Genomic DNA, 24355 nt, shown 5'->3' with positions numbered 1-24355 from the left:
TTTAGTGTTTACTACTGTTTTATTATTTCTATCTTAACAGGAGTTGGATTGCTTATCATATCGAATACCGGAGAAAATTTTGCTAGTCTCTCAAGTTGTTCTGCAGTAGCATCCGATTTAACTTTTAATTGCATGGTGATACCATCAAAACCAGTTCTTACTTCAGGATCTAATCCTAGGAAACCGTGTAAGTCTGCAGTGCCTTTGATTGTTGATTCTGCACCTTCAATATCGATACCATTAGCGGCAGCGTGATATACCATAGCGCCAGTTAAACAAGAACTTAAGGCGTGCAATACTACTTCTGGAGGTGTAGCAGCTTCATCTGCACCAAGTAACACTTGTGGGTGGCTACATTCCATAGTGAATGTTTCTTGACGCGTGGTGTCTTCTTGACCTGCTCCATAGAATTCTTTAACACTAGATACACAGTGCCCACCATCAATCCAATTGTTTTTAGCTCTAAATTCAAATTTTGCTAATTCTGGTTGCTCTTGAATGTGGTTGATGGTTTCTACTAATTGATCAACGTTTACGCCGTTTTTTACATTTGCTGTTGTAATCATGTTTTCTAAAATTTAATTGTTAATATTGATTTTTTTAAATGTTTGACTTGTATAAAGCTATTGGCGTGCCAAACTTTACAAAATATTAATAATCAAATAGTTACATGTATTTTACATCAACAAAATTATTACGAAATATCGTGAATTAGCGACATGTCGTAAATAAATTGACGATATATCGTGAATTAGATTGGGCGCTCTATACCTAAGGCTTTTATTCTGGAAGTTAAAGTAGTTGGGGGTATTTGTAGTAGTTGTGCAGCACCATTTTTACCGGAAATTTTCCATTTGGTCTGCTTTAGAGCCTTTAGTATGTTTTCTTTCTCTAGTGCATTCAGCTCCTTTATTGTTAAGATATAGCTTTCATTGTTTTGAAGATTAACATCTTGGTGTATTGAACTATTAGGTATTATGGTATGCCATTGGATTGATTTGTTCTTAGAGATAATAACGGCGCGCTCAATTAAGTTTTGAAGTTCTCTAACATTTCCAGGCCAATGGTATGCAGATAAAAGTACCTTGTCTTCATCGGTTAAATTAGCAATGGGTTTATTAAGTTTTTTTGAAAATTGCCCCAACATTTCTTCGGCAATTAGGTGCAGGTCGTTTCCTCTATCACGAAGCGCGGGTACTTCAATGGGAAATACATTTAAACGATAGTACAAATCTTCTCTAAACTTTCCTTGTTTTGAAAATTCTAATAAGTTACGATGGGTAGCTGCAATAATTCTAACATCTACCTTCATGGTTTCTGAGCTTCCAACAGGGTCAAATTCGCCTTCTTGGATAACACGAAGTAGTTTGGGTTGTAATTCTATAGGCATCTCTCCAATTTCATCTAAAAAAATGGTGCCATGGTCTGCTAATAAAAAGCGTCCTTTCCTCTCTTCAGATGCTCCTGTAAACGCCCCTTTTTTATGTCCAAATAACTCACTTTCAATTAAATTTGCTGGAATTGCTCCACAGTTAATACGTATTAGTGTCTTATCGTTTCTATTACTTTCTTTATGAATGGCGCGGGCAATCAATTCTTTTCCAGTACCTGTTTCGCCATGAATTAATACGGTGGCATCGGTTTTGGCAACTTGTTGTATTAAATTCAATACCTGTTTCATGGCTTTGTTTTCAGCAATAATGCCGTAGCTACTGGTCAATTCTTTAATTTCTTCTTCTAAATACTCGGTTTGTTTTGTGAGCAAATTAATTTTATCCTCAGCAATAAGACGCTCTTCAATATTGCGAAGAATAAGCGTAAAAAAAGTTTCTGAACCACTGCCATATTTGCTAATAGTGCCTTCGTTTAAAGTTTCGGTATTGTTAGAACCTATAACCTTTACAATACGAGGTAAATATTTATTTATGGATGTATTATCACTCAATCCAGATTTTACAATGTCTTCTATTAAATTAGCACTATCATCATCAAAAAAGAACAAAACATTTCTTTGTAATACATCCTCATTCTCTAAAAGTGTATGCGCGGAAGGATTGGTAAGTACAATTCTAAACTCACCATTAAACATAATAATAGCATCCATAGCGCCATTGATAAGTCCGCTCATTTTATGGTTAGCAATTTCAAGGTCTTGTTTAGAATTGGCTAACCGTTCTTGAATGGTATCCAATTCTCTGTGGCGTTTAATCATTACCGCCAAAATGCCTTGAGCAAAACCACTATCATTAATCATTAAATCTAAAAACTGTTCACGCTCAATGATTAAAACTTCGGTTTTTTCTAAAGCAGTAATAGATGCTGATCGTGTTTCATTATCAATTAAAGCATATTCTCCAAAACAATCTCCACTAGAAAGTGTTCCGTAAATGTGTTTTTTATCATGAACTTTAACTTTCCCAATTATAATGGCATACATAGAATTGCCTACCTCATTTTTATTCACAATAACATCATTCTTAAAGTATGAAGCTTTTTGGGAGTTTTTACATAGTTTGGATAACGATTGTGAAGTTACTTCTGAAAAAAAGGGAATTTCAGATAAAAATTCGATTAAATTATCGGCGGTTGACTCAGACATACAAAAAATCTTATGCTAAAGATATTAATATTATGGCACAATTTAAGAGATGACAGCAATTTGCAATTATTTGAAAGTTTAAACTGTAACATTTTTATAATAAATACGTCATACAGTTAATCAATCAAAACAATCAATACAATGATGCGTAAGGACAATCAATTAATCGTTTTAACACATTTAAGTCAGCTAATATCTTTGGTTATAGGCTTTGGCAGCTTAATAGTACCCTTAATTTTATGGGCTACTCAAAAAGAGAAAGTATATCAAATGGATGAGCATGGTAAGAATATTATCAATTTCCAATTAAGTTTATTGGTATACTTTATCATTTGTATTCCGTTAATATTACTTTTTGGTTTAGGTATATTAGGTTTTATAGTTTTAGGAATCGTATCATTTGTATTTCCTATAATAAATGCCATTAAGGCAAACAACGGAGAAGTGCCTAAATATCCCTTAACTTTTAATTTTATATCTTAGTTTTATTAGTTAGTTTATTTAGATATAAAAAACGCTCACCAATTGGTGAGCGTTTGTAGTTTTGTATAATTAGTGTTTGTTTACGAGTTTAGCATCACAGGCATTACAAGCATGGTTACTTGTTCACCATTGTCTAAGCCATCAACAGGTGTTAAAATACCGGCTCTATTGGGCATACTCATTTCTAATTGTACTTCATCAGAGCTAAGATTGTTTAACATCTCTGTTAAAAAACGAGAGTTAAAGCCAATTTGTATATCATCACCTTGATAATCACATGTTAAACGTTCCTCTGCTTTGTTACTGTAATCTATATCTTCAGCAGAAATATTTAGTTCGGCACCAGCAATTTTTAATCTTATTTGATGTGTGGTTTTATTTGAGAATATGCTAACACGTTTTACAGAGTTTAAGAACTGTGTTCTGTCAATCACTAACTTATTAGGATTTTCTTTAGGAATTACAGCTTCGTAATTTGGGTATTTTCCGTCAATGAGTCGGCAAATCAATACTGAGTTTTCAAAAGTAAATTTCGCATTAGACTCGTTATACTCAATGCTTACTTCATCTTCACTGGCTGCTAAAATACCTTTTAATAAGTTTAAAGGTTTTTTAGGCATAATAAATTCTGCTACTTCATTAGCTTGCACATCTTCACGCGTATATTTTACCAATTTATGAGCATCTGTAGATACAAAGGTCAATCCTTGTTGTGAGAACTGAAAAAACACACCACTCATTACAGGGCGTAAATCATCGTTTCCTGCCGCAAAAATCGTTTTACTTATGGCCGTTGCCAGTACATCTCCCATAACCACTGTTTTACTTGGGTCTTCAAGTTCCACCGCTTTAGGGAACTCATTACCATCAGCATAGGCTAAGGCATATTTACCGTGATTTGAGCTTATTTCTACCGTATTATTATCCTCAATAACAAAAGTTAAGGGTTGTTCTGGAAACGTTTTTAAAGTATCAAGTAACAAACGCGCAGGAATTGCAACACTTCCGCTGCTACCACTTTCTACATCAAGGGTAGAAGACATCGTAGTTTCTAAATCACTGGCAGAAACGGTAAGCGTATTATTGTCTAATTCGAATAAAAAATTATCTAAAATAGGTAAGGTGTTTGAGTTATTAATAACACCACCTAAAACCTGTAGTTGTTTTAATAGATACGTACTAGATACAATAAACTTCATGAATTTATGTTGGATTTTAATTTTTGAATAATGCTATCTACAAATATATTCTTTACCGCTAAATATAGGAAACAAACTTATTAACATTTAAGACGCATATTTTTTCTTTCTAATGAAATTAAATACGAATCCAAAGAGCGCTAATAACACCAATGGTAATGTGGTGTTTATAAGTTGCCATTTGGTTTTTTCTGCTACAATTTTTTGTTGGTTTAAAAAGGCAACAGCTATTTCTTTAGAACGAATGTTTATAAGTCCGTTATCGTCAAGTAGGTAATTTACGGCATTCAGTAAGAACTCCTTATTTCCTACTTCTTGGTTACTGGAACGATCAAAAGCTAAATCGGTCGGACCATTTCTATCTACATTATTTCTTATAATGTCGCCGTCGGCAATTACAATCATTTTGGTTAGAGGACTTTGGTCTTTAATATCTTCAAGCTTCAGAGGCTTAATAAGGTTTTTATAAGCCGAATTAAACTCTCCTTCCAATAACACCGCTAATATTTGATTGCCTTTGTTGAATGATGCTGTTTCTGGTTCTTTGGTCGCTATTTCCAAATTAATTTCCCTAGGTACACCTTCTAATTTAGACAACTCAGAACTTCGTAAAAGCACGGTTTTTTTTACTGAATTTTTTAGCGTGTCTATTTGGTTTGCAAAATCGAATTTAACCAGATTTAAATTGTTGGTTATGGGATGATGTGGATTGCCTTTAGCTAATGGCGAATAAGGCCATCGTAAACGCATGAAACGCGTATCATTGTCTTGACCCGTAGCCAGCATAATGGGAGCCGAATAAAGATCTGCTACAAGGCTAGGGTTAATTCTAATACCGTATTTAAAGAAAAAATCGGTGAGGTTTAAATCTCTAGAAACGGCATAATTTTTACCCGCGTCGTTGTATAAACTGTCTTTTTCAATAGCCACGGCATCCAACAACCATAAACTTTTACCGCCGTTCATAGTAAATTGGTCTAATACCAATTTTTCTTCTTCACTAAAGGCCTCAGTAGGTTTAGCAGAAATAATTAAATCAAATGTGTTTAAATCGTTTAATGTTTTTTGGGCATTAGTGGCTACACTGTCTAATGTAAAAGGCGCTATATAATAATATTCCCCTAGTTTTTTTACAAAATCGGCAATATAGATATCATCTAATTGTTGGTTGCCTTTTAAAATGGCTATTTTATTGCGTTTGGGTTTAGTAAGTTTGCTAAAACCATCTGCAAAGGCATATTCTAAGTGTTGTACCGAATTAGAAACCAATTCCTGCTGTGAGGCTCCAATTTTGTTTTTTATAAGCGGAATGCTTACTGTTTGGTCATGAAAACTAGCCAAAGCCCATGGAAAAATAATAGCTTTAGATGATTTGCCACTTTCATTTACACTTAATTGCATGGGGGTTAACCCTCTGTTATTTAACTGCTTGATATTTTGATCGTGGGTAGCTTCGTCCTCCAACGGATTAATAAAACTAAAAATAATATTGTTGTTAATATTTGAGAACTCCTCTAACAATTGTTTGGTTTCAGCTTGTAGCCTTCTAAATTCAGAAGGGAAATCATCACCATCTAAAAACACATCAATTACAATGGGAGCATCTACATTTTCTATGATAGTAATAGTAGATTCACTTAAGGTGTAGCGTTTATCTTTGGTTAAATCGAAACGTTTAAAAACCCCATTTCCAATAACATTTACTGCTATTAAAACTATTAAAGTAATGGCTATATGTTTAATCTTCTTTTTCAAAAACTTGTCGTAATTGATATGCTCTAATTTGGTTTACTTGGTCATCTTTAAAAAAGATTTCTATGCATTCTTGCATGTTATTAAAGGCACCGGGTTTAATGCCTAAGTTATAATTCCATTGTTCTTTAGAGTTTGCTTTTATACTATCATTCCACCCATACCATTCACTATCACCTAAAAGGGTTTTTACGTCTTCTTTAGTTTTATTTATTAGTAAACTATCTTGTAACAAATTGCCAACCATTTCATATCTAAACGCTGGTTTTTTCTTCCAAACCTCTGATGCAAAATATTTTTCATGGTGATAGGAACTAACAATATTCATAATAGCATATACCACATAAAAGTATAAAAAGGGCGTTAGTACCAAAGAAATTAAAAACGATACCCATTTACGTGAGTCTATAGTAGTGGCAAACCACCAAACCAATACAAAAACTACCAAGATGGATATAATAAATACGGGCGTTATAATCATTTAGTATTTATTTAAGTTTAGCTTGGTTAACACCATAAAAAATACGGTTACACTTACAAAGTAAATAATGTCTCTAGTATCAATAACGCCTCTACTCATACTTTTAAAATGATAGCTCATGCCCAATTTCTCTATGATGGTACTGGAGGTAAAATCTGCTATACCTTCAAAACCTATGTAAAATATAAAACACAAAAAGACCGATATGATAAACGCTACAATTTGATTATCTGAAAGTGTAGAGGCAAAAACGCCAATAGCAGTGTAAGCAGCTACTAAAAATAGCAAGCCAAAGTAGGAACCCAAAGTGCTTCCCATATCTAAATTTCCAACAGGATTTCCTAATTGATACACGGTGTAAACATAGAGTAGGGTTGGTAAAAGTGCCATGATAATTAAAATAAAAGCTCCTAAATATTTACCCAAAACAATTTTAAAATGACTTATGGGTTTGGTTAACAGGAGTTCTAAAGTACCTTGTTTTTTTTCATCTGAAAAACTGCGCATGGTCACGGCAGGTATCAGGAAAATAAGAATCCAAGGCGCTAATAAAAAGAAAGACGATAGGTCTGCAAATCCGTAATCTAGAATATTGAATTCGCCTTTAAAAATCCATAAAAACAATCCGTTTAAAACTAAAAAAATGGCAATCACCAAATAACCGATGGGCGATGCAAAAAACGAATTTATTTCTTTCTTTAGTATAGCAAGCACTACAGTTTTTTTAAAATTAATATATCTTGAGATGAAAACGTATTGCAGGTTGTTTTTCGCCCAGACCAGTTTCCCTCATGGAAACTCTCAATCTCGAATCCATTATTATTTATCATTTCAAATAAAAACTCCTTTTTGTAAGCAACGTTCGCTTCTTTCACTTTCTTGTCCATCAGGGCATAATTTTCAAAATTATGTTTAAAATTTTTCTCAGAGTTTATCATTAAGTTTGAAGAAATTGTGTCTAAAATAAAAAAAGTTGCAATACATTTTTTGTTTTGCTTAAGAACTCTATTAATTTCTTTTAAATAATTATTAACATCATTTGGTAACATATGAGTAAATACAGATGTTAAGAAAACAAAATCAAATTTATTATTCTTGTATGGAAAGGTAAAATTATTAGCCGTGTTGTTAGAGGCTGTATTGTACAAATCATTTTTAAGAGAAACATACTCAAATTTAAAATTAGGATATTTACTCGATATGTTGTTGGTACACCAATTTACACCTTGTTCTACAATATCAAATCCATAGTAACGCCCTTTTTTACTTAGGTATTTGCTAAAAGGGATGGCCACTCTGCCAATGCCAGAACCAACATCAAGTATAGTAAAGTTTGGATTAATTTCTCCATGCTTTTTAAAATATTCAAAAAATGAATTTCCAATTTTTACAAAATCGCCACTTCCAGTATAAATCATACCTTTTGGAGGTATCAATGTTTTTTTATCTCTAAATAAATCTTGTGGAAAATGGATTAACTTACGAACAGTATATCTTTGTTTAACAGAAAGCCTATAATATAATTTTCTTAAGATTGCCAACATTACAATAGAATTGGTGCTTTTAGGTTTATTTGTTTCATAGTATTTAAAATTGCCATTTTACAAACGTTAAATTTTGGATGTTTTCTTAATTTATTCAAGAGTTTCCAACTTATCAACACTCCAAGCTTCGGGTTTTTTATTAAATAACACTTTGGTTTTATTCCAAACAGAGGTAAACAAGCTAGATTGCCTGTATTGTTCCAAATGGTTTTCAGATTCCCAATAGCTATAAGTAAAGAATATGGTAGGGTTATTTTTATCTCTGTAAAGCTCTAAAAACTTACAGCCTTCAAAATGTCTAATTTTGTCTTTGTACACATTAAAATGTTCCAAAAAGGTATCAATATGGGCGTCATGAAATCCCATTTTCACTATTCTAACCAACATATACTTCTTCTTTTATAAAATGAATGCTTACGGTATCCATAATGCGCATTCCCATTAAACTACTAGCACTACCAACGGTGGCAGTATTACTTTTGTAAACGGCAATTTCTAAAAAATCACCCGAGTTGAAAACCACCATACCTTTGCCTTCGTCATGACGTTTCTCTTCTGGAATTTCAAAGTTTACAATATCGCTGTACTTGTTAAATATTTTCTTAAACTTATAACTACGTGCCGAAATCTCAAACGCACGACCTTTTTGAATGGTTTCAAAAAAGTTTCGTTTAATATTGGTTACCACATTTCCGTAATTATCAATATAAATAACGCTGCCAATAATTTGAGTTTTATCGTCATTAACATAGGGCGCAATATGCTTTATAGGTTTAATGGTATCAATGGTTTTTCCTATCACTTCTAAAGTACCACCACGGGCAATGTGGCAAGCTACCTTAACAAACACATCTAAAACCGGAAAACTGGTTTGAATTTTGTCATGAATGTTAATTTCAACAATTTTTTCAGGAGCAATTTCAGAGCAAATCATACTCATAATGCCATTATTGGCACAAACAAAGTAATGGTCGTCTAGCTTAATGGCAATATGTTTGTTTTCCTGATTAATTTCAGAATCTATCCCAATAATGTGAATTGTCCCTTTTGGGAAACTGCGGTAAGCATTTTGGATAATATAAGCGGCCTCTGGAATGTTAAACGGCGATACCGAATGCGAGATATCAACAATTCTAACATTGGGGAGTTCACTGTAAATAGCGCCTTTTGTAGCGCCAGCAAAGTGGTCTTTTTCACCAAAATCTGTCGTTAAAGTTATGATTGCCATTGGCAAAATTGTTGATATGTTTTTAGCTTAAGGTCGTTCAATTTGTGTATTTTTGAACTATTCAAAAGTACAGGAAATTTTTCATTTTGAAAATGGAATTAAGCGAAATGAATAAATATAATGTGCAAAGAATAAAACCGTATTTGCAATTAATTTAAGAAGTTATTTAAAAACAAGACAAGGCCTTTGAACGAATTAATTTTTGAACTTGAAGAAATCTCTCCAAAAGAATTTTTTGGAGCCCACAATGTAAACATTGAACTTTTAAAAAAGTACTTTCCAAAACTTAAAATAGTAGCTAGAGGTAATAAAATAAAAGCCTTTGGCGATGAAGAATTACTAGAGGAATTTGACCGTCGTTTAACCATGCTACTAACCCAATACGCAAAATATAACAAGCTTGATGAAAATACCATAGAACGTGTTTTAACAAGCGTAAGTAGCGAAGACTATAACACCTCTGAACAAAGCGGTGAAGTTATTGTTCACGGGGTTGGCGGCAGAACCATAAAAGCGCAAACGGCCAACCAGCGCAAGTTGGTAGAAAGTATGCGAAGAAATGATATGGTTTTTGCCATTGGGCCTGCAGGAACAGGTAAAACCTATACAGGAGTGGCACTTGCGGTTCAAGCCTTAAAAAATAAAGAAGTTAAACGTATTATTTTAACACGTCCGGCGGTTGAAGCAGGGGAGAACCTAGGGTTTTTACCTGGCGATTTAAAAGAAAAGTTAGACCCCTACATGCAACCATTGTATGATGCCCTGCGCGATATGATTGCCCCCGAAAAATTGGCACATTACCTTGAGAATGGCACCATTCAAATTGCGCCATTGGCATTTATGCGCGGTCGTACCTTAGATAATGCTTTTGTGATTTTAGATGAGGGTCAGAACACCACCCATGCACAAATGAAAATGTTCCTAACACGTATGGGTAAAAATGCTAAGTTTCTGTTAACGGGAGACCCAGGGCAGATAGATTTACCGCGCAGAACCATTTCTGGACTAAAAGAAGCCATGCTCATATTAAAGAACGTTCAGGGGGTGGGTATGATATTTTTAGATGATAAAGATGTGATTCGTCACAAACTGGTTAAAAAGATTATTGAGGCTTACGATAATATTGAAAATAGAGGGTGAATTCATTGAACAGTATAAAGTAGGCATTTGGCAGTATGTCACACGGATTGCAGTTGAAGTGTCTTAATCAGGGTTAAAATAATCGTCATTGCTAGACAAATTTTTAGATTTGTCGTGGCAATCGCTTCATTATATAAGAGAACCATACAAATCAAAATCATTCGAACTGACGAAGCAATAATAATTATATTCCTGCGTATTCCAATAGCTATTGGGAAGGAAACCAAAACAAATAAACAAATACACGCATCAACGAATTAACATTACAATGAGTAACACCATAATAGACACCAATTTTAATTTTCCCGGGCAGCAAAGTGTCTACAAGGGCAAGGTAAGAGAAGTTTATAATATCAATAACGAGCAGTTGGTTATGATAGCCACAGACAGGTTATCGGCCTTTGATGTGGTAATGCCCAAAGGTATTCCTTACAAAGGGCAAATACTAAACCAAATTGCCACCAAAATGATGGCTGCCACCCAAGATTTAGTGCCTAATTGGCTGATGGCTACCCCAGACCCTAACGTGGCCGTGGGGCATTTATGCGAACCGTTTAAAGTAGAAATGGTAATTCGTGGTTATATGTCTGGGCATGCAGCACGCGAATATAAAGCGGGCAAACGTACGCTTTGTGGTGTGCCTATGCCCGAAGGTATGAAAGAAAACGATGCCTTTCCAGAGCCTATCATAACCCCTGCTACCAAAGCAGAACAAGGCGACCATGACGAGGATATCTCTCGTGAGGATATTTTAAAACGCGGTATTGTGTCTGAAGAAGATTATCTGGTGTTAGAAGATTACACCCGTAAACTGTTTAACCGTGGTACTGAAATTGCTGCAGCACGCGGATTAATTTTAGTAGATACCAAATACGAATTTGGTAAAACTAAAGACGGACACATTGTGCTTATTGATGAGATTCACACCCCAGATTCATCGCGATATTTTTATGCCGATGGTTATCAAGAACGCCAAGAACAAGGCGAGCCACAAAAACAACTTTCTAAAGAGTTTGTACGCCAATGGCTTATCTCTAATGGGTTTCAAGGGTTAGAAGGACAAACCGTACCCTTTATGAGCGATGCATATATAGAAACTGTTAGCGACCGCTATATTGAACTTTATGAAAACATTACTGGCGAAACTTTTGTAAAAGCCGATGTGTCAAATATTCAAGCGCGTATTGAAGCCAATGTTTTAGCGTATTTAAAATAAACCTTGCTTTAGCTTGGTTTGATAGTCTCAATTAAAGAAGGTATTAAAAAATTATTTTTGTGTCAATCTAAACTGGTTTCAGATTCTAAAATGTCTGCCTGCTGCTAAGTAGGAATTCAGAAAGACAGTTTTCTACTTTTTTAACATTAGCGAGCATTAGTATCCAGCGTTAAGCAATTTATATTTTTATTTCTTTTAATTCTTTCACAAGTTCAATTAGTTCTTTTAAGTTTGATTCAGATTGGCGAGAGTTCTTTGATTTTAAAATTTTATTCGTTGTTGGAGATTCATATAGTTTATTTACAGTTTCATGAATCAGTTGATCTTTACGATTAGGATCTCCTTTAATCTGGTCAGCATACGCCATTAATGAAGTAGCAATACTTTCTCTAAATGCATACTCTTCTTCGAGATTCCTTGTTTTGTTAAATTGTCTTATTGTAAAATACAAGACAGTTACTATTGGCAACAAGCGTAAACCTGCAACTATAACTTTTTCTATTTCAAATGAAAAATCTTTGCTATCAAATAACTGATAAACATACCAAGCTAAAAACCATGTGGCTCCAATTGAAAGTACTAGCCAAACGATTGTTGATATAAAAAGCCATTTTTTTCTTTTCTTAAAAGTGGATTGTAAATCACGTGCGATTGCAGGTGAGAGCAGTTTATCTAATTGCTTTTGTATTCTCTGAGCCTCTTTTGAAAGTTTTGTTAGATTCTCAGATTCAGTGGAGTTTGAGCTTGCAAGTGCTTTAGCTTTTTTTTCCTCCTCCACAATTCTATTCTCTATACCTTCAATAGTAGAAGTATGTTTTGTAATTTGTTCATTGTATAATTTAATAGAAGCTTGAACTTCAGCTAATTGTTTATCTATGCTAGATTTAATGTTTGAAATACTTGTGTTTGTTTGTTCTATTTGGTTCTTGGTCTGGTTCGTACTGTTTAAATTATTTGTAATCTGTGTTAACTCCTTTTCTTTTGCAGATTTGAAGGTTTCAACCTCTTGTTTTAAACTCTCAAAAGATTCTTTTAGTTCTTTTGCCTTATTAAAATTAATTCTTAACTCTTTGTTTAGATTTTTATTTTCAGTTCTAAGTTTTTTTAGTTCAGTTAAAACCTCTGGTTTTTCATTTTTAACTAACAACGAAAATATACCTGATTGTAGAATATACGTTTGAACAAGTAACGCCCAAGATTCAATTCCAGTGAGATTCTTATTTTTAATGACCTGTACAAGATTTTGGATAACTCCGTTAATATCTAGCATGGAATTGTTTTCCCTCCTGATAAAATATCTTGAACAAGCATACAAAATATTTAATTCATCAGCTTCTTTTAGGGCAGTTATACTTTCTTGTATTACAGAAATTAATTCAGATGCTGTTAGACGTTGAATGATATTAGTTCCATCTTTCTCTTTTATAATAAAGCTTAAGTCTTCATTGTCAACTTGTTCAATAAAAGTTCTTAGCTGATTAATTTCATTTATTTCCATCTACTATTTTTTATGCCCAACCAGATTATAAATTACGCTTAAATAGCTTTTATAATCAGATAAGCTGAGTTAGGTTTTATGTTTTTAAAAGTAAATATTTATGTCTTGTTTTGAAAGAAAAGTTATAAACACTAAATTGTTAAAATATGACAGCATAATTAAAAAACCCTTGTTTTTTATACCCTTTTTTAAAGGCGTTTATTTTTAATGTTCTATTGAGAAATAGATTATATTTACCCACTTTTTAAAACTATTTGAAACAGTGCCATACCCTAGAGAATTGGCTTTCCTGGATGGATGCCCTTTCTTTACATGATTACGTAATTATCGATAATTTTTTAGATGCTGGTAGGTTACATACGGTGCAATCGTTTTTTCAATCGCATCTAGATGTATTTACGAAAGCCGGTATTGGCGCCTTGGGAGACCATACCATTCGTAAAGATATTCGGGGAGATTTTACTTACTGGTTAGACAGACAACGAGATACTGAATTGCAAGATATTTGGAGCTTGATTGATGAAACCATCTACATTTACAATCGTTACTGTTATTTGGGTTTATCTGGTTATGAATTTCACTTAGCACATTACCCCAAAGGCGGACACTACGATAAACATCTTGACCAGTTTAACAACAGAAACAACCGTACCATAAGTATGGTTATTTACCTCAATAAACATTGGCAACAAGGTGATGGTGGTGAAATGGAGATTTTCTTAAGCAATGGTTCTTCATTGTTGGTAGAACCCATAGAAGCAAGGTGTGTTATGTTTAAAAGTGGCACGGTGCCCCATGCGGTACTAGCCTCTCATAAACCACGGTATAGTTTAACGGGGTGGTTATTGCAACAACCCTCGGCATTGGGGCAGTTTTTGGGGTAGCAATTTTATGCTTGTTTACTTTATTGATACAAAACCTCCCTTGTCGGTTTTATGTCATTTTAATCAGCAAACCATTCTATAACTCCAGATAGAAAGAGTGAAATGGCACAAAATTGTCCTAATGCACTTATAAGTATTGGTTTCCAGACAATTTGCTTTCTTTTTAAAATAATGTAAACCACCGATGATAATAACCAAAACGCAAGAGAAAATACCCAGATATTTCCAGTGAAATTAATGATTGGTTCATAAAAAAAGTATATTTCAAGTTCTTTAGGGTCTGGTTGGTTATACCTTGGAAGTCTTCCAAGAATTAGTCCTGCATGAAAATAAAATGTTAGTAAAGACACACTAAAAATAATAGGGATTATCCCCAGTACATAAAAATAAGTTTTCCATGATTTCATAGTGATTGTTCTTTTTTTCATTTTCCACTAAAGTCAAATCTAGTTATAGATTCATTATACTTTTTAATAATTATAAATCACTGCAACCTCGTTAAACATAAACAAATTAGGGCTTAGTTTGAGTGTTTTTTTACTTGCAATGTTTAGTTCATTAACGAATACTTGTTTGGTTTTGGTATAAGGATAGGTTTCCTTATAGGTGTTGCTGTTGTATTGATAATTAAAATTCTTAAAAATAAAGGGTCCTCTGTACGTAGGGGTAAGCTGTGAGTCGTCAATATACAGGTTGTCCATAATGATAGTTTTGGGCATAAAACAGGGGTAGCCAAAATCATGTTGACCTGTGTTAGTGCCAGCAATGAGTTCTAGTTGTTTTAAGTCTTTTTTTAGGGGTTTAAACACGCAATCTTTAATGTGTATTTGTCCGTTCCAGGTGCTGCCATAATCTTCGCGTAAGCTTAAAAAATGATGCGAATACACAGTAGTATTTTCAACTATAAAGTGGCCAGAACCTATAATGCGCAATCCCATATGACCAATATTACAGTTCTTTAAAGTGGCATTGTAAACCCCTTTATGGGCATCAAACCGAGACCATGAGCAATTTTCTAAAACCATATTTTTAGAATAGTTAGAAGCCATAATACCCCAGTAGTTTCTATCATTGATATCATTAGTTTGAGAACAGTTTATAAAAGATATATTGAGTGCTCGGTTTACCGTAATATCATAAGTTCCTAAAGGGTTTTTACCGTTTTTGTATATTTTATGTCCCGTTAAAACGGTATTTTTTACCGTAACATTGGCACAAGATCTTATATGTATAAAACCAGAATAGGGAGCTCCTTGGTCGCCTTCGCCATCAACAAAATGTTGTAAGCCATCTATAATCACGTTGCTTCTTTTTACTACTAGGTTTCTACTGTAATAATTAAATCTTGGTATGGTACTGTTAGCCATGGTGGTAAAACGCCCCCCTTTAATATAAAGCGTATCTTGGTCTATAGGTTGTGCAATGATGGACGTTATTTCATCAAAATCCCAAATAATAGGAGTGTTGGCATCTACATAACCATTTTCATCCACCATAAAAACATCGGTTTGTGAGGCACCTTTATCTACATAATTAATACCTTTTCTAATGTAATTTTTCTTTTTAGAATTCACGACGGTTATCATACAGGGGTGTGAAAGCGTGATATCTAATTTCGATTGATTTTTTTTTAGACTTGAAACCGACGTTATAGGAAAAGCTTCAAAATTTGACTGTACTAAAAACACTGGTGTTTTTCTATTTTCTACTTGGGTATCGTCAATAATAAAGGCGGCATTACCAAAATGTGTATTGGTTTTGATTATGACGGTATGAGATTTCCCGGAAATGTAATAGGTAGCACTATCTTTGGCTTTCACGCGTTTATGGTGTGCATTGGCAAAGGTATGTGTAGCTGCAATGGCTAATATATCATCTGTTTTTCCGTTGCCAATGGCTCCAAAATCTTCGTAGTTTAATGTTGTTTTATTCAGTAATGCAGTAGAATCATCTTTGGTAACGTTGAGATGTAAAACACCTTTGGTATCTACGAAGACGGATGTTTTAGAAGCATCATAATTTATAACGGCTTTAGGAGATAGGTCTTGTGCATGAGTTTTATTAAAAAAAGCGAATGCCGCAATTATAAGAAATAGATGTTTCATAGTTTTATTTTACTGCGCCTTTAACTTTTGCTTTAGGTAAACAAAAGCCTCGTCAATATGTTCAAAAACATCATCTGTTGGGACTAAATCTGGAATAATATCTACGGCTTCTAACATATCTTTGGGTTGTGCTTTTAACCCCACCAAAAGCACTTCAATATCTTCATTATTTAAATCGAAAATAATATCCTCTAAAGCATATAACCCAGATTGATCCATGTAAGGCACCCGATCCATTCTTAAAATAACTGCTTTAATTTCATTGGGCAATGCTTTAATTTGATCTTTAAAATAAGAGGTAAACCCAAAAAATAAAGCGCCATACAAGTGTTTGATAATAACTTTGTCTTTGTATGTTTCGTAAAATTCAATTTCGTCTTGCCATGGTTTATTACCATCAATATCGGCAACCGCTCCTATCTCTAAGCCTTGCTCACTAATATCTCCAGATTTTTTCATAAACAACAAACAGGCCAAAGCTACACCAATACCAACGGCTTGTATTAAGCTTCCGAAGGTGGTAATTAAAAGCACCAATATTAAGACCACCGCATCGGCTCGGGGTACTTTTAGTAAATGTTTTAAACCTTTAAAATCTACAATTTTAAAACCAATAGGAATTAACAACCCTGCCAACACACACAGCGGAATGTGTGCTGCCAATTGCCCAAGACCTAAAAGCACTGCTAATAAAAAAACACCATGTAAGATACCCGATAAACGTGTTTTACCACCAGCATTGATATTAACCACTGTACCTTTGGTGGCACCTGCTCCGGGAATGCCTCCTATAGCCGCAGCCAACATATTACCTATACCTTGGCCTATTAACTCCCTGTTACTATTGTGTTTAGTTTTGGTCATATTATCGGCAATAACCGATGTGAGCAACGAATCTATACTACCAAGTACAGCAAAAACAACCGCATATTCTAGAATGGTGCTGTAGGCGCTAGCATCTATTTCTAAAATACCTCCTAATTGAAAAGAAGGTAATCCAGAAGGAATGTTACCAATTAGAGGAACCTCTAATTTAAAAAAGAAGGCGATTAGTGTGGTTATAATTAGCGCTACTAACGCACTAGGTATGGCTTTGGTTATTTTAGGAAATACAAAGTAAATTATAATGGTAATGGCACCCAAAAGCAGTGCATACACATTAGCTTCGCTAAAAAGTCTTGGAAACTCTTGAATAACTTTTACAGTAGATTTTGCGGAGTCTAGTCCAGCAAACGGAAAGAGCTGAAGTATGACAATAATGAGACCAACACCACTCATAAACCCCGAAACTACTGGGTAGGGAAAATATTTTACATAACCCGCTATGTTCAAAAACCCAAAAATAACCTGAAATAAACCACCAAGTAAGAAGGCTGCTAATATAATGCTTAATCCATTTTCAAGGCTTCCAGTCATTTCAATGGCAGCGGCTACAAGGGTTGCCGAAACTACTGTCATGGGGCCTGTTGGTCCGCTAGCCTGAGTTTCCGTACCACCAAACATAGCAGCAAATATACCCACAGCAATGGCGCCATATAATCCTGCAGTGGCACCCATACCAGATTGCACACCAAAAGCTAAAGCTAACGGAAGTGCCACCACTCCGGCTACTAAACCACCAGTGAAATCTCCTTTAAAATTTTTAAAATCGTAGAATTTTGAAAGCATATTTTTAAGTTTTTTAGATTTTGAAGATACTAAAAAACACTAGTAAACTGCTTATGCTTTCTTGTTATGTTTTTATGAAGTTAAACACATAATAAGATTACTACTTATTTAACGAATACCACTAAAAGAAGGATAGTGTTTTTATTAATAGTAAAAAGTGATGACAGACTTATAGAATTTCAAGCAGATCTGCAGGTGTGTTTATAATAAAATGAGCGCCTTCTTTCACAAGCTCTTCTTTATCTCTAAAGCCCCAACTAACACCCACCGCAACCATATCGGCATTTTTTGCCACTTGAATATCGGCTTTGGTGTCTCCCACATACATACATTCTTCTGGTGTAACATTAAGAGTTTTGCAGAGTTCCAGTAAAACTTGAGGGTTAGGCTTTTTCAGTGCTTCTTCAACCAAACCCAAAGTAGGGTAAACGTAATCTGGAAGTATTGCTTTGGCTACCTTTTTTGTTAAAGAGTCTTCTTTGTTAGAAAGTATGGCAAGCTTAATATTTTTTGATTTTAAATCATCTAAGAGCTTCAAAACACCGGGATAAGGCGCTGTTTTATCGGTGCAACAACTACTATAAATATCTAGCATTTCTGTTAAACATACATCAACAAGTTTAGCCTTTTCAGGTGATTCTGGAACTGCTTGCAGTATTAAGCTCCTAACACCATGACCCACAAAGGTTTTATAAGTTTCGTAATCATAGGTGTTAAAATTGCGTTTACGCAACACGGTATTCATGGCATCGGCTATATCATAAATAGAGTTCACCAAAGTGCCATCTAAATCAAAAATAACGGCTTTGTATTTCATGCATCAAAGCTAATAATTAAACTCTACAATTCTATTGTTAACAGATTGTTCGTTTCTATAATTATTAACAGGCATGTTATTTCTGAGTTTAAGAACTTCTTCAACTGATAGTATGATAGGATGTTTAAACACCACCCAACTAACATTTTCTGTACAAGGAGGGGTGGTTAAAGACCCTCCGTAGGTATAGTAGTCATCGCTATGTTTGAATAAGTCTGAAAGATCTAACTTTTGATGAATGGTTTTGGTTTCTCCGTTTTTAAGCGGTAAAAAGCTTTCTAAAAATTCAAAAAGTTGACTTTCATCACCTTCTTCTCCTAAAATACCTAAAACAGTAATGTTTCCATGTTTGTTTACATGTACCAAATGAATTTCAATGGGGTAAATAACCCCGTTAATTTTATGTTCTGATGGTTCGTGAAAATGAATTTGCTTTAAAAAGTAGGTGTCATTTTTATAGTGAATAGAATCACCAGCTTCAAAATTAAATTGTATGGAGTGTCCGTTGTTTTCAACTTTTTGAATAAATGTTGAAGGTGAATAATGTATTTTTAAATCAGACTTACCATGAACTGAATCTGTTAATTTATGAATGATATTTATGGGCGATTGCCTATTACCGTCACAGTCTGAATTCTTTTCAATTTCTGCCCAGTGAATAGGTGAGGTTTCACCTTCATAACTCCAGTGGGTTTCATGGGAACTGTGTTCTGCAATTGTTTTACTTTTTGAGTTATTACAGGCTGTTGTGAATAAGAATACAATGCAAAACAGCAATTTCAGTATCGTTTTCATTTAGGTATAGTTTTGTTTATAACAACAAAATTACTTCTACAGGATGTATTAAAACCTAACCTTTGTCAGTTTTTAAGAATTATAAACAAAAGTTATTAACTATTGCGTTTTCTTAAGGCTAGTTAACGAATGCACTATGCCAAAATGAATCACGGTTAGCAGTTTTTGGCTGTAACTGGTAAACATCATGCTTCTACTTTTCTTTGCCTTAGGGCAACTAATAGGGTAATTAAAACCATACTAAAGAAAATCACGTAAACGAATTTAGGAACAGGAACGGGATCACCCGAGGCATAACTATGCAAACCAGATAAGTAATAGTTAACCCCAAAGGAGGTCATGATAATAGACCAAAATGCAAACATACTGGCAGCATTTAATGTAAAAACGTTGTTTAGTTTGGGTACAAACCTTAAGTGCAGTACAATAGCATAGACAATAATACTAATGAGCGCCCAAGTTTCTTTAGGATCCCATGCCCAATAGCGCCCCCAACTTTCGTTGGCCCAAACACCACCTAAAAACGTTCCAATGGCCAAAGTAAATAACCCAATGGTCATTGACAGTTCATTAATATAAGAGAGCTCTTTTATTTTTATCTCTATGATCGATTTGGTTTTTTTGGTTTTAAACAACATAAGCAACAATGCCATAATCCCCAATACGGCTGATAAGGCTAAAGGGGCATAACTACTTACAATGGTGGCTACATGTATTTTTAACCAATACGATTTAAGCACTGGCATTAAATTGGTTATTTCAGGATTTAACCAATCTAAATAACTCACAAATAGCAGGGCGCCACTAAAAAGGGTTGCAAGGGGTAGCGCAAAGTCTGATTTTCTAAATGTAATCAATCCACTTAATAACAAGCACCACGCTACAAATACCAACATTTCATAGCCATTACTCCATGGTGCATGTTGTGCTACATACCAACGTAAAATAATGTTGAACGTAAATAATAAAAATGAAATTAGAGTCAGTAATATAGAGCCATTCCATAGTATGTTTATCAATTTATTTTTAGAAAACATTCTAATAATAGACATGATGAGAAGTATAAAACCAAGGGTGAAAAAAACCTGAAACAACCAGAAATTAATATTGGCTTTGTTATACCATAATTCAGCTTCAATGCGCTCTGAAGATGGTATAATAGAGGTTCCAATCACCTCCTGGTACTTTTTGATATAATTCAATTTTTCATAAGCTTCATTAAAGTTTCTTTGGTTGAGATCTTTAAAATAGGCTGGTAAAATGGTTTTTGCAAATCTGCCATCCTCCTCGGTAAAATCTTTAAAATCATATGTATAACTGTACCATGTATTGTTGACGTCCTCTTTATTTGGAAAGATTTTTAAGTAATTACCTGAAAACAGATTATACAGAATATTGAAACGCTCATCAATTTTTAAAACTTCTTTATCAAACTCGTTACGTTCGGCAGGTTTCTTTTTATTGGCATTTTCGGCGGCTTCAGAAAGCAAGTAATTACCATTGTTGTCAATAAAGCTTATAAAGGCATACAAACCATTTTTACCAACGGGAATATTATTTAATAAATTGCCAGTTTTCTCAGTATCAGCCTTTATAATTGGTATTTGCTGCCAAACGCCAGGGGCCATATGCATGCCAAGAAAAACTTGATTAACATCTAATTTTACGATGTCTTCTTGAATGGGATATTTAAAATAGGCTTTACGAGATATTTTTCTAATGCATTCCGAAGCCAATGTATTTATCGGCTTAATACGTCCGTCTAAATCTTGTACTAGTAGTCTTCCAAAAAAATTGGCTTGTTGTTTATCAATTTGCTGCGATTGTACTAAGGCCTCTATAGAAACCCTTGGAATACTATCTTGTTTTGTTGAGGCATACAAATTTTGGAAACCAAAAAACAATACTAATATGGCGGTTGTCATAGCCGCCTTGGTTTTTAACTTTTTCAACTTTTTATTGATAATTTGAAAACGCGAGGTTTTTCCAAAAAAAGTAAAAAACATACCAAGACCCATTAAAAAATAGCCTAAGTAAGTAATCCAAGTTCCTATGCTATCGTGATTTACAGATAAAACGGTTCCCTGTTCATCGGTATCATAACTAGCCTGAAAGAATCGGTAGCCTTTATGGTCTAATATGTTGTTCATAAAGATTCTATACGGAATTTGATCATCTCCATCCAAAATCATAACCTCACTGGCATATGCTGATGGACTAGATGAACCTGGGTAACGCTCTAACTGAAAATCATTTAGTTTTAATGAAAATGGTAATTGGATGGCCCCAGAGCCATAGGATAAAATTATTTCTAAATCATCATTAAAATTTGAAATATGTTTGATAGGTAGAAAACCTTCGCGGTAGAGTAGGTTAGTTTCTTGAATAGGTTCATTGTCAACCTTAACGTCTACAATAAGTGCATCGTCTAGAGTGGCATCATTATCAGTATTTGTGGCTGCTGAACTTTTAAGTTTAAAGGTGCCATTTGGGTAAAAAGCGGTTGGGACAAAGGAAAAGTCGCCAGAACGGAACAAGGTTTTTAAAGAGATGTCTTGCAGTGTATCTTGCTTAATTTTACCGGCTTGCTGACTCGCCATAATAAAAAAGTCTATAGGGTGATGCGGCGATTTTATTTTAAACTGCCCATCTTCCTCATGGATATTGATAATGTCTTTTTTGTTAGATTCAAAACCAACTTCGTGTTGGTGTGTGCCAATACGTTCAATTTCACCTTTTTGCAGGTATATGGTATTTCTCCCATCACCAGCGGTTACTACCATTTCTAAAAGAGGCTTACCTTTTAGGTTGTCGGTTACTACTTCTGGAGCAGCATCTGGAATATAATCCTTATATGAAATACGAATGTGCTTACCGTTAAATTCTGTATCTATATCAAAATGATTATTCTCTAGTGGAGAAAAGCTTAATTTTTTATGAATGGTCTTTTCAGACTTACCATCGCTTAAAGTAGCTGTTAGAAGTTTGGTGTCAGAAATAATGATGTTTGACGAAGCACCTTCTCTAATTCGCATAATACCACTGTAAGCGGTATACCGGGTAATTCCAGCGCCAAGAATAATGACTATAAATGCTATATGAAATAGGAAAATAGCCCACTTTTCTTTTCTATATAGTTTGTATTTAAAAATATTGAAGAAAAAGCTAATGGCTAATCCTACCATAACAACTTCAAACCACCAAGAGTCGTATATACTAGACCAAGCTACAGCGGTTCCATAATCGTTTTCAACAAAAGTAGCTACGGCCATAGCTATTGCAAAAACCAATAATAAAATCAATGCTAATCCTGAAGAGGAAAAGAATTTGTATAATTTGCTCATACCATTTGATTTAAAAAAGATAACCTCTGAAGCACACTTCAAAGATTATCTTTTTCTACCTGTAAAAGGTGAAAACTATTAACTTAATATAATCTATTGTGCTACGGAAACTTGCTTACTACCATAAGTAGCTTCTCGTTTTTTTGCTGCTTCTAGCCACTTTGGAAGCAGGTTTTCTTTAAACTCCTCTTTCTCTTTGTTTAGTTTTTCCATATCTAAACCAATGTATTCTTGAGCTTTTTCTTTAGATGAAAGGTCTGGCATTTCAACAGGTTTATTATGCCCTAAATCTGCTAATAAACGTGCTAATTTTACACGACCCTCTATTGCCTTATCTAAACCACTGCTTAATACGCGTGCTGTTTCAACAGGAGAGTGGAATGAAGCCCCATGTGCAGCGGCAGCATAATCCCAACGCCATTGCGCATGACGGATATCCATTAAGATATCTTGCATTTGCGCCTCGGTAGCACCCAAATCCCAACATTTTTTGGCTTCAACATGCATTTTTACCAGAGCATCTTCTAATCGTAGTCTGCTTTCTGCTGCTTTTTGTTGGCGTTCATAAACATTAGTTCTAAGTTTTTCGGCTTCCTCACGGTGACATACTTGGCAAGAATTAGCTATGTTGTTAAGAGGTGATTGAATATGGTGGTCTGTGAATTTCTGTCCACCTTCACTTTTATAAGGCATATGACAATCGGCACATGAAACACCTCTGTCAGCATGAACTCCTGTTAAATAAGTTTCATAACCAGGATGTTGTGCTTTAAGCATAGGTGCTTTACTTAATTTGTGCGTCCAGTCTTTGAAGTTCATATCGTCATAATATTTTTCCATAGCTTCAACCGACATACCATCTTTCCACGGAAAGGTTAAATAAGGAACACCTTCTTTACCAGGGGTATTTTTATTGAAGTAATATTCTACATGACACTGTGCACAAACTAATGAACGCATTTCTTGATGGGTTGCTTTGTTGATATCTTTACCCATAGCTTCAAAAGCTTCTACCAAAGCAGGTCTGGTAATGGTTAATTTCATAGTTTTAGAATCATGACAATCTGCACAACCAATTGGGTTTACTACCTCTTCACCTTTATCGGCCCATTTTCCGCTGTAAAACTCGGCAATTCCAATTTCGTTCATTAAACGCGGTACATCTGGAGATTTACATGTCCAACAAGTGGCTGGCATGGGACCATCTCCTTTTCCTTTTGGTCCGCCAGTTCGTAAAGAATTATGAATATCCTCTACAGCGTATTGATGCCCACGACCTTGATTGTAATCTTTAGCGAATCCATAACCTGCCCAAAGTACTGCTAATCGCGTATCTTCCTCCAGCATATCTCTCATAGCATTACCGCCCTGAAATGATACAAAGTTACCTTGCTCAGTTTGTAAAAACGATTGATATTCGGCTGGAAAATTTTTACCCCATTCCTCATTTCTAGGTTCATTTTCATTTATTTCTACTTGAGGAACATATTTGTATTTAGCCTCATTTTTTCTATTTACAATGCTGGATGCTAGCAAACCTAGTAGGAACACTACAATTACAGTTACTATAAATAATACCTTGTTTTTCATTTGTTTAATATT

At 34.4% G+C, this 24355-nt stretch carries 21 protein-coding genes; 4 read left to right on the top strand and 17 right to left on the bottom strand.

Annotated features, from left to right (window positions below; translation table 11 throughout):
• Nucleotides 1–11: 11 nt before the first annotated feature.
• Entirely contained in the window at nucleotides 12–566 is a 555-nt protein-coding gene (locus DFQ02_RS07755; RefSeq protein ID WP_116523862.1) for an OsmC family protein, read from the bottom strand.
• Between the two features lie 185 nt (nucleotides 567–751).
• The gene (locus DFQ02_RS07750) at nucleotides 752–2599 is read right to left on the bottom strand and encodes a sigma 54-interacting transcriptional regulator (RefSeq protein ID WP_116523861.1); all 1848 of its coding nucleotides are present in this window, start codon (nucleotides 2597–2599) and stop codon (nucleotides 752–754) included.
• Nucleotides 2600–2743: 144 nt separating this feature from the next.
• Here DFQ02_RS07750 and DFQ02_RS07745 point away from each other — a divergent pair, with 144 nt between their 5' ends.
• On the top strand, nucleotides 2744–3082 hold the full coding sequence (locus DFQ02_RS07745) for a DUF4870 domain-containing protein (protein WP_116524137.1): 339 nt from the start codon (nucleotides 2744–2746) through the stop codon (nucleotides 3080–3082).
• Between the two features lie 80 nt (nucleotides 3083–3162).
• Here the strand turns inward: DFQ02_RS07745 and dnaN are convergent, their stop codons facing one another.
• The 7 genes from dnaN to DFQ02_RS07710 all read right to left on the bottom strand — a co-directional run bounded on the left by dnaN (nucleotide 3163) and on the right by DFQ02_RS07710 (nucleotide 9286).
• On the bottom strand, nucleotides 3163–4281 hold the full coding sequence (gene dnaN, locus DFQ02_RS07740) for a DNA polymerase III subunit beta (RefSeq protein ID WP_116523860.1): 1119 nt from the start codon (nucleotides 4279–4281) through the stop codon (nucleotides 3163–3165).
• Nucleotides 4282–4368: 87 nt separating this feature from the next.
• Entirely contained in the window at nucleotides 4369–6036 is a 1668-nt protein-coding gene (gldG, locus tag DFQ02_RS07735) for a gliding motility-associated ABC transporter substrate-binding protein GldG (RefSeq protein WP_116523859.1), read from the bottom strand.
• On the bottom strand, nucleotides 6020–6514 hold the full coding sequence (locus DFQ02_RS07730) for a hypothetical protein (RefSeq protein WP_116523858.1): 495 nt from the start codon (nucleotides 6512–6514) through the stop codon (nucleotides 6020–6022). Before DFQ02_RS07730 ends, gldG begins: the two co-directional genes overlap by 17 nt.
• A complete protein-coding gene (gldF, locus tag DFQ02_RS07725; RefSeq protein WP_116523857.1) occupies nucleotides 6515–7228 on the bottom strand; it encodes a gliding motility-associated ABC transporter permease subunit GldF in 714 nt (237 codons plus the stop codon).
• A complete protein-coding gene (locus DFQ02_RS07720; protein WP_116523856.1) occupies nucleotides 7228–8058 on the bottom strand; it encodes a class I SAM-dependent methyltransferase in 831 nt (276 codons plus the stop codon). Before DFQ02_RS07720 ends, gldF begins: the two co-directional genes overlap by 1 nt.
• A 90-nt stretch (nucleotides 8059–8148) precedes the next feature.
• Nucleotides 8149–8445 carry a putative quinol monooxygenase gene (locus tag DFQ02_RS07715; RefSeq protein ID WP_116523855.1) on the bottom strand — a complete coding sequence of 99 codons (297 nt, stop codon included), beginning with the start codon at nucleotides 8443–8445 and terminating at the stop codon, nucleotides 8149–8151.
• The gene (locus DFQ02_RS07710; RefSeq protein ID WP_116523854.1) at nucleotides 8435–9286 is read right to left on the bottom strand and encodes an SAM hydrolase/SAM-dependent halogenase family protein; all 852 of its coding nucleotides are present in this window, start codon (nucleotides 9284–9286) and stop codon (nucleotides 8435–8437) included. The genes DFQ02_RS07715 and DFQ02_RS07710 overlap by 11 nt, the downstream gene beginning before the upstream one ends.
• Before the next feature lie 186 nt (nucleotides 9287–9472).
• Here DFQ02_RS07710 and DFQ02_RS07705 point away from each other — a divergent pair, with 186 nt between their 5' ends.
• Both DFQ02_RS07705 and DFQ02_RS07700 read left to right on the top strand, forming a co-directional pair.
• Nucleotides 9473–10426 carry a PhoH family protein gene (locus DFQ02_RS07705; RefSeq protein ID WP_116523853.1) on the top strand — a complete coding sequence of 318 codons (954 nt, stop codon included), beginning with the start codon at nucleotides 9473–9475 and terminating at the stop codon, nucleotides 10424–10426.
• A 268-nt stretch (nucleotides 10427–10694) separates the two neighbouring features.
• Nucleotides 10695–11642, top strand: coding sequence for a phosphoribosylaminoimidazolesuccinocarboxamide synthase (locus tag DFQ02_RS07700; protein WP_116523852.1), 948 nt, complete (start codon nucleotides 10695–10697; stop codon nucleotides 11640–11642).
• Between the two features lie 178 nt (nucleotides 11643–11820).
• Here the strand turns inward: DFQ02_RS07700 and DFQ02_RS07695 are convergent, their stop codons facing one another.
• Entirely contained in the window at nucleotides 11821–13140 is a 1320-nt protein-coding gene (locus DFQ02_RS07695) for a coiled-coil domain-containing protein (RefSeq protein ID WP_116523851.1), read from the bottom strand.
• A gap of 254 nt (nucleotides 13141–13394) precedes the next feature.
• Here DFQ02_RS07695 and DFQ02_RS07690 point away from each other — a divergent pair, with 254 nt between their 5' ends.
• Nucleotides 13395–14024: a 2OG-Fe(II) oxygenase gene (locus DFQ02_RS07690; protein ID WP_245940227.1), complete on the top strand. Its 630-nt coding sequence runs from the start codon at nucleotides 13395–13397 to the stop codon at nucleotides 14022–14024.
• A 59-nt stretch (nucleotides 14025–14083) separates the two neighbouring features.
• Here DFQ02_RS07690 and DFQ02_RS07685 read toward each other — a convergent pair whose 3' ends face one another.
• The 7 genes from DFQ02_RS07685 to nrfA all read right to left on the bottom strand — a co-directional run bounded on the left by DFQ02_RS07685 (nucleotide 14084) and on the right by nrfA (nucleotide 24343).
• A complete protein-coding gene (locus DFQ02_RS07685; RefSeq protein ID WP_147297747.1) occupies nucleotides 14084–14431 on the bottom strand; it encodes a hypothetical protein in 348 nt (115 codons plus the stop codon).
• A gap of 63 nt (nucleotides 14432–14494) precedes the next feature.
• Nucleotides 14495–16129 (bottom strand): hypothetical protein, encoded by a 1635-nt coding sequence (locus DFQ02_RS07680; protein WP_116523848.1) that lies wholly within the window; start codon nucleotides 16127–16129, stop codon nucleotides 14495–14497.
• A 9-nt stretch (nucleotides 16130–16138) separates the two neighbouring features.
• Nucleotides 16139–17797, bottom strand: a complete 1659-nt coding sequence (locus tag DFQ02_RS07675) for a SulP family inorganic anion transporter (protein ID WP_116523847.1) — start codon at nucleotides 17795–17797, stop codon at nucleotides 16139–16141.
• Between the two features lie 169 nt (nucleotides 17798–17966).
• The gene (locus DFQ02_RS07670; RefSeq protein ID WP_116523846.1) at nucleotides 17967–18614 is read right to left on the bottom strand and encodes an HAD family hydrolase; all 648 of its coding nucleotides are present in this window, start codon (nucleotides 18612–18614) and stop codon (nucleotides 17967–17969) included.
• Between the two features lie 9 nt (nucleotides 18615–18623).
• Nucleotides 18624–19409 (bottom strand): carbonic anhydrase, encoded by a 786-nt coding sequence (locus tag DFQ02_RS07665; protein WP_116523845.1) that lies wholly within the window; start codon nucleotides 19407–19409, stop codon nucleotides 18624–18626.
• A gap of 185 nt (nucleotides 19410–19594) precedes the next feature.
• Nucleotides 19595–22753 carry a cytochrome c biogenesis protein CcsA gene (gene ccsA / locus DFQ02_RS07660; RefSeq protein WP_116524136.1) on the bottom strand — a complete coding sequence of 1053 codons (3159 nt, stop codon included), beginning with the start codon at nucleotides 22751–22753 and terminating at the stop codon, nucleotides 19595–19597.
• 93 nt (nucleotides 22754–22846) lie between these two features.
• Complete coding sequence (nrfA, locus tag DFQ02_RS07655; protein WP_116523844.1) at nucleotides 22847–24343, bottom strand: ammonia-forming cytochrome c nitrite reductase; 1497 nt, start codon at nucleotides 24341–24343, stop codon at nucleotides 22847–22849.
• Nucleotides 24344–24355 lie beyond the last annotated feature (12 nt).

Origin of the sequence: Seonamhaeicola aphaedonensis (assembly GCF_003386195.1) — a bacterium.
GTDB lineage: Bacteria > Bacteroidota > Bacteroidia > Flavobacteriales > Flavobacteriaceae > Seonamhaeicola > Seonamhaeicola aphaedonensis.
The sequence above is the reverse complement of the archived record's forward strand: the minus strand, read 5'-3'. Positions and strand labels throughout refer to the sequence as shown.

Excerpts from the sequence above, each read along its gene's own strand:
- DFQ02_RS07755 (WP_116523862.1), bottom strand. The coding sequence starts at position 566 with ATGATTACAACAGCAAATGTAAAAAACGGCGTAAACGTTGATCAATTA.
- DFQ02_RS07750 (WP_116523861.1), bottom strand. The coding sequence starts at position 2,599 with ATGTCTGAGTCAACCGCCGATAATTTAATCGAATTTTTATCTGAAATT.
- DFQ02_RS07745 (WP_116524137.1), top strand. The coding sequence starts at position 2,744 with ATGCGTAAGGACAATCAATTAATCGTTTTAACACATTTAAGTCAGCTA.
- dnaN (WP_116523860.1), bottom strand. The coding sequence starts at position 4,281 with ATGAAGTTTATTGTATCTAGTACGTATCTATTAAAACAACTACAGGTT.
- DFQ02_RS07730 (WP_116523858.1), bottom strand. The coding sequence starts at position 6,514 with ATGATTATAACGCCCGTATTTATTATATCCATCTTGGTAGTTTTTGTA.
- DFQ02_RS07720 (WP_116523856.1), bottom strand. The coding sequence starts at position 8,058 with ATGTTGGCAATCTTAAGAAAATTATATTATAGGCTTTCTGTTAAACAA.
- DFQ02_RS07715 (WP_116523855.1), bottom strand. The coding sequence starts at position 8,445 with ATGTTGGTTAGAATAGTGAAAATGGGATTTCATGACGCCCATATTGAT.
- DFQ02_RS07710 (WP_116523854.1), bottom strand. The coding sequence starts at position 9,286 with ATGGCAATCATAACTTTAACGACAGATTTTGGTGAAAAAGACCACTTT.
- DFQ02_RS07700 (WP_116523852.1), top strand. The coding sequence starts at position 10,695 with ATGAGTAACACCATAATAGACACCAATTTTAATTTTCCCGGGCAGCAA.
- DFQ02_RS07695 (WP_116523851.1), bottom strand. The coding sequence starts at position 13,140 with ATGGAAATAAATGAAATTAATCAGCTAAGAACTTTTATTGAACAAGTT.
- DFQ02_RS07685 (WP_147297747.1), bottom strand. The coding sequence starts at position 14,431 with ATGAAATCATGGAAAACTTATTTTTATGTACTGGGGATAATCCCTATT.
- DFQ02_RS07680 (WP_116523848.1), bottom strand. The coding sequence starts at position 16,129 with ATGAAACATCTATTTCTTATAATTGCGGCATTCGCTTTTTTTAATAAA.
- DFQ02_RS07675 (WP_116523847.1), bottom strand. The coding sequence starts at position 17,797 with ATGCTTTCAAAATTCTACGATTTTAAAAATTTTAAAGGAGATTTCACT.
- DFQ02_RS07670 (WP_116523846.1), bottom strand. The coding sequence starts at position 18,614 with ATGAAATACAAAGCCGTTATTTTTGATTTAGATGGCACTTTGGTGAAC.
- DFQ02_RS07665 (WP_116523845.1), bottom strand. The coding sequence starts at position 19,409 with ATGAAAACGATACTGAAATTGCTGTTTTGCATTGTATTCTTATTCACA.
- ccsA (WP_116524136.1), bottom strand. The coding sequence starts at position 22,753 with ATGAGCAAATTATACAAATTCTTTTCCTCTTCAGGATTAGCATTGATT.
- nrfA (WP_116523844.1), bottom strand. The coding sequence starts at position 24,343 with ATGAAAAACAAGGTATTATTTATAGTAACTGTAATTGTAGTGTTCCTA.